Source organism: Runella sp. SP2 (assembly GCF_003711225.1).
Classification (GTDB): domain Bacteria; phylum Bacteroidota; class Bacteroidia; order Cytophagales; family Spirosomataceae; genus Runella.
This window is the reverse complement of record NZ_CP031030.1, coordinates 5,571,403-5,583,968: the sequence shown is the minus strand read 5'-3', so window position 1 is coordinate 5,583,968 and position 12,566 is coordinate 5,571,403. Positions and strand designations below refer to the sequence as shown.

Sequence of the window (12,566 nt, the reverse complement as noted above, 5' to 3'; positions counted from 1 at the left end):
TTCAATAGTGCTTTCTTCTAATGGGTAATCAAATAAATAGCACTATCAATAAAAAAGAAAAGTCCCTGATTAGTTAATACATTTTCGTCGTGAAGGTCTTCAAGAATAATGCCTAACTCTGGATGAAAAAAATCATTACCTTCTCCAATATAGGCATTTTGAGGTATTGCAGTGTACCAAAGATGATAGCGAGAGGCAAAGGTAGTTAGGTGTTTTACCTCGTCTTCTTTATTGACGAATTTTGATTTTTCAATCTTTCCACTTGCTGTTTGGCCTTTTCTAAGGTAAAAGAGGGTTGTTTGGATAAGATCTGTTTCTGTAATTCTGCCAGTTCCTTCAAGGATATGTCTAAGTTCATCGGTCATTTTTTTTATCAAAGATAACTACGAAACTGATTTTTAGCAAAAGGTCAATTTACTCCTCGTCACTCCACCTTCATCACCGCTGTGCGTTGCCCTATTTTTATCAAGTGCTTTGAGGTAGTACTCGTTTTTGTTTTACATCATAATCATTCACCTTCCCGAAAGTTTCAAACTTTCGGGAAGGGTTTACTCCACTTTCATCACTACCGTGCGTTGCCCAATGCCGTTTTCGTTGAAAGGCTCAATCGAAAGGTAATAGGTCGTATTTTTATCAAGTGCTTTGAGGTAGTACTCGTTTTTGTTATAGACCATCACGCTGGTATATAGCTTGTCGGGCGCGATACCGTAATGGATATTATAGCCCTGTGCGCCGCTTTCGGGGTACCATTTGAGCCACGCATTCCGTTTGTCGTCTTCTTGTCGGAGTACTACAAAGCCTTTAACAGCGTTAGGTACTTTCCCCTTTCCTTTTCCAAATACCCGCAGACCACTGATGGCAAACTTGCCCGTGGCCATGTGGAGGTTTTCTAACTTAATAAAACGCGTTTCAACGGGCTTGCTCAGCTCAATGTAATCGTGGGGGACATCGGTCTTGTTTTTACTTTTGTCCACCAGCAACTGCCATTTTTTGCCATCTAGCGAATGCCATAGACGGTATTGGTGATAGATATTGGTAAATTTTCCCAAATACATCGAGTCCACGTCTTGGTCGGCATAGTTGATTTGAATGGCATTGACGGTCGATACTTCGCCCAAGTCGCTCTGTAGCCATTCGCCTGCGTTGGCCGAAGTAGCACTCCAGTAGGTTTTGATGTCCTCGTCCACGGCGAAGTTGGGCGTAAAACCACTCAACGACGACGAAACTTGCACGGGTTTGTTGTAATTTAACAACATCCAGCCCGTAAAACGACTTTTAAGGTGGTCAGCTTTGCCAGTGGGTAACGTATGAGGGTAGTCGCCAAACGTGGTGTTGGAATACATAATGCCGTCGTTGTCAAAACCCGTAGGAAAAAGGACCAAACGACGTTCAAAATTGTTTTTGACGGCCACAACACCCGTAGTAATGTGCCACCAATTGTTAAAATTATCTTTGAAACTTCCGCCGTGGCCTGCTCCTCGTATGAAGCCTCCTGGTTTATAACAAAATGGGTTGTGTTTTTGGTAGGTAAATGGCCCCAATGGGTTGTCCGATACATAAACCCCGTCGGCGTATCCGTTAAACTCCGTTCCAGGTGCTCCGTATTGGAAGTAGTATTTCCCGTTGTGTTTGTCCACCCAAGCCCCTTCGATAAACGGTTTGAGGAAAATATTGTCGTTATAATCGCCAAAACGTTCCCAGCCATGTTGGTCGTCGTGGAGGCGGACGAGTTCTTTACGTTCGCCAATGGGTTGGAGTGTTTTTGGGTTGATTTCCCAGCCGTACAATGGATAAAAATTGCTAGAACCGTAGTAAAGGTAAAGGCGTTTGTCGTCGTCGTACAAAAAGGCGGGGTCCCAAGCTGCCCCTTCAAAAGCCGAAACGGCAATTTTCCAGTCATCAACCGTGGGGTTGGTACTTTTCCAAATTGCAAACTCTTTGGTATGCGTAGAACCAATAACGTAGAGCGTATCGTCCATGGCCCAAACGGCGGGGGCGCATAATTCGTCATAGACTTTGTTGTGCGGAAGGAGAAACTTACGACTTATAAAGTTCCATTTTGACAAATCTTTGCTCCACCAATAGCCCCATTGATTGGTAGAAAAAAGAAAATAGGTGCCTTTGAAATTGACAATGACGGGGTCGGCGGTGGCACGATGCCGCCCTGCTTCCGAAAAATTGGGAATGGGAGTAAAGCCATAATCCAGATTAATCGGGTTGCAGTACGTTCGCGTTTGGGCAAAAGTTGGGCAAAATGCAAAAAAGAGCAAGAAGCAAAAGGCAATACCTTCTGCGAGGTACGCAGTAAACGTACGACGTTTTGGTAGTATTTTCATGATAGGTTATCTATTAGTTCCCAACTACTGTTGAGCCAATAGATAAAGCACCGCCATGCGCACAGCTACTCCGTTTTCTACTTGGTTTAAGATGATACTTTGACGCGAATCGGCGGCATCAGAGGTGAGTTCGACCCCACGGTTGATAGGCCCAGGGTGCATCAAGACAATGTCGCGGTCAAGTTCGTCGAGCATTTGACGATTAATACCAAAATACAACGAATACTCACGAAGGCTTGGGAAGTATTTTACTTGCAGGCGTTCTAATTGAATACGGAGCACGTTGGCGACATCGCACCATTGGAGCGTTTCTTTCACGTTGTGGCTCACTTGTACGCCCAACGAAGAAATGTATTTTGGGATAAGCGTGGTTGGCCCACACACGCGGACTTCGGCGCCTAGTTTTTTGAGGCAAAAAATGTTAGAAAGCGCGACCCGAGAGTGAAGAATATCGCCAATGATGGCAATCTTTTTCCCCGCCAAATCACCAATTTGCTCACGAATGGAAAACGCATCCAACAACGCTTGGGTAGGGTGCTCGTGGGTGCCGTCGCCTGCGTTGACGACATTGGCAGTAATCCGCTCAGACAAGAAATGCGGAGCGCCTGGGCTACTGTGCCGCATCACAATCATATCGACTTTCATGGCCAAAATGTTGTTGACGGTATCGAGCAAGGTTTCCCCTTTTTTGACCGAACTTCCCGAAGCAGAAAAATTAACTACGTCGGCAGAAAGTCGTTTTTCGGCCAATTCAAACGATAAACGAGTGCGGGTAGAGTTTTCAAAAAAAACGTTGGCAATCGTCACATCGCGCAAAGAAGGGACTTTTTTGATGGGCCGATTGATGACGTCTTTGAACTGAGTAGCCGTATCTAAAATCGTGTAAATATCTGATTCGGTGAGGTTTTTGATGCCGAGTAGGTGCCTTACGGAAAGTTGTGACATGGTCAGGAGCACAAAAAAAGTTTTGCAAAGGTACAAATCCCTGCACGTTTGCGAAATATTCGGCCTCAAAAACCTTGAAAAGTGTGCTTATAGAATTTCGTCGAGGTTGGCTTTGATGGTTTCGTAAATGGTATCCGTAGGGAGGTCGTTGGCGTCGGTTCCGAAGGGGTCTTCAATTTCTTCGGCCAAAACTTCGATGCTGGCGAAGATGTAGAAAACGATGGCTACAATGGGGGCTGCCCAATACTTAAACTCCACCACAAACCCAATGGGCATCGTAAATACGTACAAGAAAATGACTTTTTTCAAAAATAAACTGTAGGCAAACGGAATGGGCGTGCGCTTGATACGCTCACAGCCACCGATGTTGTCGGTGAAAGAGCGGAGTTCTTCATTGATGAGAAATAGCTGGTCGCCCGTGAGTAGTTTGTGCTGGTAAAGGGTATTGACCTCGTCATAAATCGCCCCCATAATTTGGTTGGGAACATGCTTTTTCTTGCTATAAAACGTGCTGTCGTATTCGCCTATATTCTCTAGGTGCTTCACATGCACTCCCGAACGCAAGTGTTCTTTTGCGGCAAGAATGTAGTTGGTAATGAGTACTTTAAACGTCTTTCTGATTTCAGGATGATGGGGTAGAAACGTGTTGAGTTTGAGCGCTAAGTTACGTGAATTATTCACAAAACTCCCCCAAAAACGACGGCCTTCCCACCAGCGGTCGTAGGCGGTGTTGGTACGAAAAACAAGCAACATCGAAAGCACAAAACCTACCAGCGAGTGAACGACGGTAGTGTTTTTGAAAGAGGCGTGAAAAATATCATTTTCGATGTAAGCGACCACCACTGTGTAAGCCGCAACGCCCAGAATTCCAGGTAATAAAGAGCGAAAAGTGTCGCTTTTGTGGAACGCAAAAATAAGCTTCCACCAATCTTTGGGGTTATAACTAATCATGGAGAATGTCGAAGAAAGAATGTCGAGTGCAGAATTTAAAGTGTCGAGTGCGGAGTGCAGACGGGAGCACGCGTGCGATGTTATTCGATATTCTGCACTCCGCACTCGACACTCCATTTAGGCTTCGCCCATTGGGCCGCCAAAATTCATAAAGGGAAACTCTTCTTCGCCAGATTGGCGAATGTCGCCGTGGGCATCTTCAAACTTACGGATGTTGTCTTTTAAAGCGGCTAACAAACGTTTGGCGTGCTCAGGGGTAAGAATAACTCTAGCTTTCACTTTCGCTTTAGGAACGTTAGGCATGAGACGGATGAAATCTAAGATAAATTCGCTGTTGGAATGGGCAATCATGGCCAAATTAGAATAAACGCCTTCGGCCATTTCTTCTGAGATTTCGACGTTGATTTGTTGTTCGATTTCGATGTGTTTATCTTCTTGCATGGTATATGTTGGTATTTTGTATCGTTTAACAAGGCTTGACGGCGGGTGTTGGAAATCTGAGTTCTATTTTACAAAGACGACCCCGAAAAGTAAATAACGTATTCATCAAAATTTTCGTTTTCAAAGTGTCATCGTAAGCAGAAGCACGATGCAATTCAATTCTATTTACGAAAAACAAGGTGATTTTTTTAAATTCTCGGTCAAAATATTTGGCAAACTGTTTTCGCATAAAGTCATTTAAGCAGGTATCAAATTTTTCCCTCATGTTTTCAACCGTGAATCCCGCAGAATAATCAATGTTTTTCATTTCAACAATCGTTGCTGAAAATGTAGTATCGCTGCACTGAACAATAATGAGACAGTCGGGAGAGGCAGGTCGTTTTTCTACGTTGAAACTATTATAATAATCATCAACCTTGATAATCACTATCCTTTCTGGTGGAATTCGTGGGTCAATGTCAACACATAGTCCTTCGTCTTCACATTTTTCTCTCACAAAATTCTTGAGAACCAAATCGTTTTTTATCTCACTAATCATGGCTGCCTGCGTAGCGTTTCTCTAATAGTTTCATGCGTTCTTCGTACAACGCTACCGACACGCTGGTAAAATTGTGGTCTTCAATACCTTCCTCAGTTGCTTTCATATCGCCTGCGTCGTAGCTTCCATTTTCCCCCATCACAAAGTGATAACTTGCGACTTTATCGGGTGAAACTTCTCCTGCTAATAACAAGTTGCTCAACGTGTCCTTCATGTAATCGCTGTGGGTAGTCATTACTACTTTGACTCCAGCGTTGACCAACTCGACAAACACTTTCATCATTTCAACCTGAATTTTAGGGTGTAAGTGGGCTTCGGGCTCTTCAATGAAGAGGATACTTTTATCGGTGACAATATATTTAATAAATGCAACGAAAGGAGCTATTTCGGCTACCATTGAAGAGGTTTGTGAGAGTTCTAAGTCAAAAGTTAATCCCTCTTGTTTGAATAAAAGCTTTTTTTGTGTCTTATCAAAAATAACTTCTCCTTTCAGGATTTTTTTCTCTACGATGGATGTAATTGATTCGTTTTTAGGTAATTGATTAATAGATGTTAGTAGTAAGAAGTAATCAGAAATAGGTTCCGAATACGTGGGTATGCTAATAGTTTCTTTAATGGAATTTCGTAATTGGGATAACTGAGCAATAATGGGTGAAAGAGAATTTATGCCGTTATAAAGCCCAGAACGAGAAGCGGGTAAGTAATGAAGAGAGTATTTTTTTAGAAAATATAAATCTTTTACATCCATGAACTCACTCAAAGTAAGGGTAGGAGATTCAGAATCGTTCAGTTGAATTTGATAGCTAGTGCCTTTTGATGAAGTTAATAGAATTTCAACACCTTTTCCAGTCCCATTATTAGTTAGTTGAGTAGGAAAAGATATGGCAACTGATTGATGAATCAGGTCTTTTAATTGTACGTTGAAATTTTTATCTGATACAAATAATAGATTCTTCAAAATCAAATAAACAGCACTCATAGCATATGATTTGCCGAGGTTGTTTTCTCCGTAAATCACGTGCAGGTCTTTATCCAAATCAAACTCGAAATGGTCAATAGGGCCGAAGTTTTTGAGTTCTATTTTCATGTATTAGAAAGGTCTATAAATAGCTTTGACAACCCTGTTAGAGTTGTCAAAGCTACAAAAAAGGATTTAAACACAGTTGATACTGGTCTAATAAATAGATTCTTACGGAATGACAAAACAGGCTTAAAATTCAGCCGATTTTGGTGCACGTGGGAACGGAATCACGTCGCGAATGTTACCCATGCCCGATACGAAAAGAATTAAGCGCTCAAAGCCGAGTCCAAAACCTGCGTGCGGAGCCGTTCCAAACTTGCGGGTTTCGAGGTACCACCAAATAGCTTCTGGTTCGATACCTACTTCGTGCATCCGAGCTACCAACTTGTCGTGATCTTCTTCCCGCTGCGAGCCACCGATGATTTCGCCAATGCCTGGGAACAATACGTCCATCGCGCGTACGGTTGGCCCTGGTTCAGCAGGGTTTGGTTCGTTTTGCTTCATGTAAAACGCCTTGATAGCCCGTGGATAGTTAATTAAAATCACGGGTTTTTTGAAGTGTTTTTCTACCAAGAAACGCTCATGCTCCGATTGCAAATCGATGCCCCATTCTACATTGTACTGAAACTTTTTCTCTTTGTGAGGTTTTGATTTCAACAAAATGTCGATGGCTTCGGTATAAGTGACGCGTTCAAAATTGTTGTCAACCACAAAGCGTAGTTTCTCCAACAACGGCATCGAACGCTCGTTTTGAGGCTTTTGTTTTTCTTCTTCTTCGAGGCGTTTTTGGAGGAAATTGAGGTCGTCAGCGCAGTTTTCCAACGCATAGCGAATCACGTATTTTACAAAATCCTCAGCCAAGTTCATGTTGTCTTCCAACTCAAAAAAGGCCATTTCTGGCTCAATCATCCAAAACTCGGCCAAGTGGCGAGTGGTGTTTGAGTTTTCGGCACGGAACGTAGGGCCGAATGTATAAATCTTCGACAAAGCCATGGCGCCAAGCTCGCCTTCCAACTGCCCCGATACGGTGAGGTTGGTTTCGCGCCCAAAGAAATCTTCTTTGAAGTCGATTTTTCCTTCTTCGGTGCGAGGAAGTTTGTCCAAATTTAACGTAGTCACGCGAAACATTTCACCTGCCCCTTCGGCGTCGGATGCCGTGATGATAGGCGTATGAAGGTAAAAGAAACCGTTGTCGTTATAATATTTATGAACGGCAAACGCCAACGCGTGGCGAAGACGCAAAATAGCGCTAAAGGTATTGGTACGCGGGCGCAAGTGAGCGATTTCCCGCAAAAACTCCAACGAGTGCTTTTTAGGCTGAAGCGGGTATTCGTCAGGGTCGGCTGTACCGTACACGTGTACATCTGAAAGCTTTACCTCAACGGCTTGTCCCGAACCTTGCGACGCCACGAGCTCGCCCGTCACTTTGAGGCAAGCGCCTGTGGTGATAAGCTTGAGGGTATCTTCGGCGATTTGACCAGGTTCTGCTACTGCCTGTATATTATGGATGGTCGAGCCATCATTAATTGCAATAAAAATGGCATTTTTACTTTCACGCTTGGTACGTACCCAACCTTTGACGACCACTTCGCTGCCTACACTGGCCTCGGAAAGAATCTGTTTAATCTGTATCGGACCCACTTTTTGTAATTGGTAAATGGTGAATGTTATAAACTATAACCACGAAAGGGCTACAAAATTAGGGTTTTAAAGCGTCAGGACAAAGAATGAGGGGATTTGAAATCAGGTTTTGATTTTTCAAGAATCTTCTTTTACTTTTGAATAGCCCTAATCTCCCGTAAAAATGCCAATTCGTGTTGTTATTACCGACGATCATCAAATCGTGCTCGATAGCCTTTCGCTGCTCATTTCTACGATTCCTAACATGGAAGTTGTAGGTACTTTAAACGATAGCCGAAAAGTACTTGGTTTTTTGGAAACTAACGAAGCCGATGTGCTGGTGACGGATTTAAGTATGCCGTATCTGACGGGAGTGGACTTGACGTTGCAGGTTCGGAGTAAATTTTCCCAACTTAAAATCTTGATGCTAACTGTTTCGGAAGATGCCGATACGATTCGGAAAGCTTTTCAGGCGGGAATTGCGGGTTATGTCATGAAAAAAGCCAATCGCGCCGAGCTAGAACGTGCCCTAACAACAGTGGCAAGTGGTGAAAAATACTTTAGCGAAGCGGTGATGAAAGAACTCCTAAGCCCGTCGGCATTGACAGCGACCCCTACCGATGAACTGCCAGGGCAGCCCATTGCCGTTACCTCGCGCGAACTAGAAATTATTCGACTAATAGCCCAAGAACTTTCGACTTCCGAAATCGCCGAACGCCTTTTTATCAGTGTCGGAACGGTCGAAACGCACCGTCATAATATTCTACGTAAATTAGGCGTAAAAAATGCCATCGGGATTATCAAGTACGCCGTGAAGCATAAATTGGTTTAGAAAGGAATTTCAATCGTTACTTTTGTGCCTACATGGGGTTTTGTTTCGACTTCCCAATTCCCTTCCAATGCCTCAACGCGGGCGCTGATGTTGCGCAATCCCACGCCATCGGTTTGATTTTTTGTTTGAAATCCCACGCCGTCGTCGCTGACGGTCAGGATGATATACTGCTCGTTTTTTGAAACACTCATCCAAACATTTTGGGCCTGGGCGTGTTTGAGCACGTTGTTCACTAATTCCAGTGTAATGCTGTACAACTGGTACGCTTTTTTTGGGTCAAAGCGTTCGTTAATGTCGGCCGAAACCAACCGAAAATGCGTTTTGGTGTTAAGATTGAGCTTTTCGGTGAGGGTGTGCAGCGCCACTATAAGTCCTTGGGTTTCTAGCTCAGGAGGAAGTAAATTGTGGGAAATTAAGCGAATATCCGCATAGACATCTTCCAACATTTGCACCAAACTCTCGTGAATTTTTTGATCTGCTTGAGGATAGCGAGAGGTATCAAGGGCTTCCAACCGCCAACGAAGCGCGGCGATTTTGGTGTTTAGATTGTCGTGTAATTCTGACGCTACGCGCTTTCTCTCAATGGTTTGTCCTTTAAACAAGGCTTCTTCGATTTCTTTGTTTTTGCGTTGTAATTCGTCATTTTTAGAACGTAGTTTTTGGTTGCTCCAAATGATGTAGAGCACCAGCCCGATACCCAACAACAAAGAGGTAATGAGGATGTTGCGCGTGCGGGTAAGGTGTTCGTTTTCAAGTTCGGTAATACGAAGTTGTTGTTGCTCCGTTTTGTATTTGGCCTGTAGCTCGTCGTAGGCTTTTTGAACCGAAAACCGTCCCAGACTATCTTCATGCGCTTTGTGGGCTTCAAAATACTTCAACGCGTTTTGATAGTCACCCGCAAGCTTATAAGTAGTATAAATATAATTTTCGGCTCGCGATTCCATCTCTTTCCAGCCCGATTTTCGAGCGTAATCAAGACTAGCAAGGCGGTATTCAATGGCTTTAGAATAGTCTTTTCGTTGTTGGTAAATATCGGCTAGGTCGGCATAAGTAGCAAAAATCACGACTCGGTTGTTGTAATGCTTTGCGATGGTCAGTGCTTTATCGCGGTACTGATTGGCCAGAGATTCATTTCCGAGTTTCATATATACATTGGCCAAACAATGCGGGTTATCAGCTTTGAGCGTTGGGCTGGTCGTAAACGGAATGTTTTTTTCGACCTCTTGATAGTAAAATAGGGCTTTTTGGTAATTGCGTACGCCGAACGAGTCATAATAATTGTAGTCTCCCAAAAAATCATAAATCCAGCATAAATTGTTTTTGTTTTTGGTGGCTTTGGCGTAGGGGAGTGCTGCGTTAAGATACTCTAAGCATTTGTTGGTCAGCCCATTATTATTTAGAACAAAACCTGCCAACACGTAAGCATACCCTAACTCGTAAGGGTCACCACCTGCTTTTTTTAACAGTTGAATCGCTTTTTCGTAGTAATTAAAAGCATCGGTATAATTGCCCTGCACGTCGTTTTTTTTACCCAAAGCCCGTTGGTACAACCCCAATCCTTTGAGCCAGTTGACCTTTTGAGTAAAGCGAGACAGTGAATCCAGAAAAAATACTTTGCGGGCATCCCCGAGATTAATAGACCGTTCGGTAAGCAAGCTAAGGCTCAAAATGAGGTTGGTATCCCGCTCAATAGAAGGAGGTTTTTTGCTCCAGCCTTCAATGTTTTGAATGAGGCTATCCAGCAGCGGATTTTGGGCCATCAAAGGCGTCGAGAGTGCATACAACAAAAAGAAATTCAGTACAATTTTCTTCATGGTTGGTCAGTTTCGTTCTATATCGGTATTCCAACGGTGACTTTAGTGCCTTGTGTATAGGCGCTTTCGATGGTTAATTCGCCCGAAAGCGCTTCTATCCGATTGCGTAAGTTGTTCATGCCCATTCCTTCGGACTTGATTTCGTCAGGGATACCAACGCCATTGTCGCTCACGGTAAGTGAAAGTTGATGTTCTGACTGACTCAGGCTTACCCAAACCTCAGAAGCTTGGGCGTGTTTGAGGACATTGTTGATAAGTTCGAGGGCGATGTTGTAGAGTTGATGTTCTATTGGAGAAGGTTGACGTTCATTTGAGCCACTGGTAACAAAATGAAACACCGTTTTAGAATTAACATTTAGTTGCAACATCAACTTCTGCAAAGCTGCGTGCAACCCTTGGGTTTCGAGCTCAGTAGGAAGCATATTGTGGGAAATAAGCCGAACGTCGGCATAGACATCGTTGGCCATTTCGAGTAGCTTGTTGTGAATTTTTTGATTAAATCCGTTTAATTCGTCGGTTTGCATGGCTTCCAAATGCCAACGGAGGGCGGCGAGTTTGGTGTTGAGGTTGTCGTGAAGCTCAGAAGCGACGCGTTTTCGTTCTATTTTTTGACCTTTGAACAAGGCTTCCTCAATTTCGCGGTTTTTACGACTGAGTTCATGGTTTTTTAGCTTCAACCGACGGTTATACCAAAGTACAAAAGCCAGCCCAAGTAGCCCAATGGCCGAAAGTCCAATGAGAATGTTCCTGGTTTGGGTTAGTTTTTCGTTTTCAAGGGTTTGGATTCGGAGTTTGTTGACTTGTTGTTTTTTCTCAAAATCGTAGGTCATCGACGAAGCGGTAATTCTCTGAATCGCTTCGTTGTTGAGAATACTATCCGACTCAGTCTTGTACGCTCTAAAATGTTCCAACGCTTTTAGGGGTTGGCCCAATTTTTCGTAGGCAACGGCCAATTGGCGGTGGTATTCGGCGGCCTCTTCCAAGAGTGGTGGGTCGTTTTGAAGTGCCCAATTGAGTCCCAATGCCGCTTTTTGAATAACTAAGGGGTAGTTTTTCTGAATCAGGTAAATTTTTCCAAAATTAATCTGAGAAAGATGCTGCATGGTTTCTCCCCCCATTGTTTTATGATACAGCTGGGCGGCCATTTGGTTGTATTTGAGGGCTTTGTCGTAGTCCTTTAGGGCAATGTACACGCCTCCCAAGCGGGCGTAGGCGCGAGGAAGTTTCCCGTTGCTTTTGGTCATTTCTAAAATGGCTACGGCCCTTTGGTTAGCCACCAACGCTTCGGCGTAGCGGTGTTTTTTCTCCAAAATTTCGCCTTGATAACTAGCAATGTGTGCTTCGGCGCGTGGGTCACGAAGCTGTTTGGCAATCACAGCGGCTTCTTCAAATGCCCGCAAGGCTTCGTCGTATTTGTTTACCGAAAGAAAAAAAACGCCTAAATTCCCCACCGAAGACCTACGGATGCGCAAATCAGGGTATTTTTCTTGCAGGCGTTTGGCTTGAAACATCCGCTCAATCGCCTCGGCATTTTTGGCTTGATTCATTAGCTGAAGTGCTTCTCGCTCATAGATATAGCTTTGAAGTTCGTCGTTATGGATTTCTGATACAATACGCTGGGCTTTAGCAAGAAGGGCGGGAATCTCTTTTTGCTTTTCAAAATTGGGCTCATTTAGGTGTGCCCGTCGAATGTAAGAAAAAGCTTCCAAGTACTTGTCGTTAAGTTTTTTGGCGAGAATATCGACAGCGTCTAGGTGTGCATACGCGGTTGGAGTATCGGCGAGGTTGTCGCGTTCGATGCGTACCAATTGCAACCTAGCTTCTGCTTCTTGCCTTCCAAAATTATTTTTTTGCCCAAGCTTCACCGCTTCATTCAGGTATTGGCGCGCCAATGAGTCGTTGCCTTCAATCCACAGATTTTTTCCTAAATCTATTAATACCTCGGCTCGGTGAACGCCCGTAGGCAACGTACGAACAAGCCGCAGAAGCGAGTCTGTATTTTGAGCAAAGAGCTGGAAGGGAAGTAAAAACAGCAGGACGAGTCGTGGTTTCATGGGTTGATACTGGC

At 43.9% G+C, this 12,566-nt stretch carries 11 protein-coding genes; 1 reads left to right on the top strand and 10 read right to left on the bottom strand.

The features are described 5' to 3' along the window. Nucleotides 1-17: 17 nt before the first annotated feature. From DTQ70_RS22550 to asnS, 8 genes are all read right to left on the bottom strand, one after another. Complete coding sequence (locus DTQ70_RS22550) at nt 18-365, bottom strand: hypothetical protein (protein WP_122932898.1); 348 nt, start codon at nt 363-365, stop codon at nt 18-20. A 183-nt stretch (nt 366-548) separates the two neighbouring features. After that, nucleotides 549-2,336 carry a family 43 glycosylhydrolase gene (locus tag DTQ70_RS22545; RefSeq protein ID WP_229599989.1) on the bottom strand — a complete coding sequence of 596 codons (1,788 nt, stop codon included), beginning with the start codon at nt 2,334-2,336 and terminating at the stop codon, nt 549-551. A 24-nt stretch (nt 2,337-2,360) separates the two neighbouring features. Further along, nucleotides 2,361-3,281: an aspartate carbamoyltransferase catalytic subunit gene (locus DTQ70_RS22540; RefSeq protein WP_122932897.1), complete on the bottom strand. Its 921-nt coding sequence runs from the start codon at nt 3,279-3,281 to the stop codon at nt 2,361-2,363. Between the two features lie 87 nt (nt 3,282-3,368). Next, nucleotides 3,369-4,232, bottom strand: a complete 864-nt coding sequence (locus tag DTQ70_RS22535; protein WP_122932896.1) for a bestrophin family protein — start codon at nt 4,230-4,232, stop codon at nt 3,369-3,371. A gap of 117 nt (nt 4,233-4,349) precedes the next feature. Further along, complete coding sequence (locus DTQ70_RS22530; RefSeq protein ID WP_122932895.1) at nt 4,350-4,673, bottom strand: DUF3467 domain-containing protein; 324 nt, start codon at nt 4,671-4,673, stop codon at nt 4,350-4,352. 25 nt (nt 4,674-4,698) lie between these two features. After that, complete coding sequence (locus DTQ70_RS22525; protein ID WP_122932894.1) at nt 4,699-5,211, bottom strand: hypothetical protein; 513 nt, start codon at nt 5,209-5,211, stop codon at nt 4,699-4,701. Beyond that, a complete protein-coding gene (locus DTQ70_RS22520) occupies nt 5,204-6,298 on the bottom strand; it encodes an AAA family ATPase (RefSeq protein ID WP_122932893.1) in 1,095 nt (364 codons plus the stop codon). Before DTQ70_RS22520 ends, DTQ70_RS22525 begins: the two co-directional genes overlap by 8 nt. 123 nt (nt 6,299-6,421) lie before the next feature. Continuing rightward, complete coding sequence (asnS, locus tag DTQ70_RS22515; RefSeq protein WP_122932892.1) at nt 6,422-7,873, bottom strand: asparagine--tRNA ligase; 1,452 nt, start codon at nt 7,871-7,873, stop codon at nt 6,422-6,424. A 163-nt stretch (nt 7,874-8,036) separates the two neighbouring features. Here asnS and DTQ70_RS22510 point away from each other — a divergent pair, with 163 nt between their 5' ends. Further along, complete coding sequence (locus DTQ70_RS22510; protein WP_122932891.1) at nt 8,037-8,684, top strand: response regulator transcription factor; 648 nt, start codon at nt 8,037-8,039, stop codon at nt 8,682-8,684. Here DTQ70_RS22510 and DTQ70_RS22505 read toward each other — a convergent pair. Both DTQ70_RS22505 and DTQ70_RS22500 read right to left on the bottom strand, forming a co-directional pair. Next, nucleotides 8,681-10,498: a sensor histidine kinase gene (locus tag DTQ70_RS22505; protein ID WP_122932890.1), complete on the bottom strand. Its 1,818-nt coding sequence runs from the start codon at nt 10,496-10,498 to the stop codon at nt 8,681-8,683. The genes DTQ70_RS22510 and DTQ70_RS22505 overlap by 4 nt on opposite strands. Before the next feature lie 17 nt (nt 10,499-10,515). Continuing rightward, nucleotides 10,516-12,552, bottom strand: a complete 2,037-nt coding sequence (locus DTQ70_RS22500; protein ID WP_122932889.1) for a sensor histidine kinase — start codon at nt 12,550-12,552, stop codon at nt 10,516-10,518. Nucleotides 12,553-12,566 lie beyond the last annotated feature (14 nt).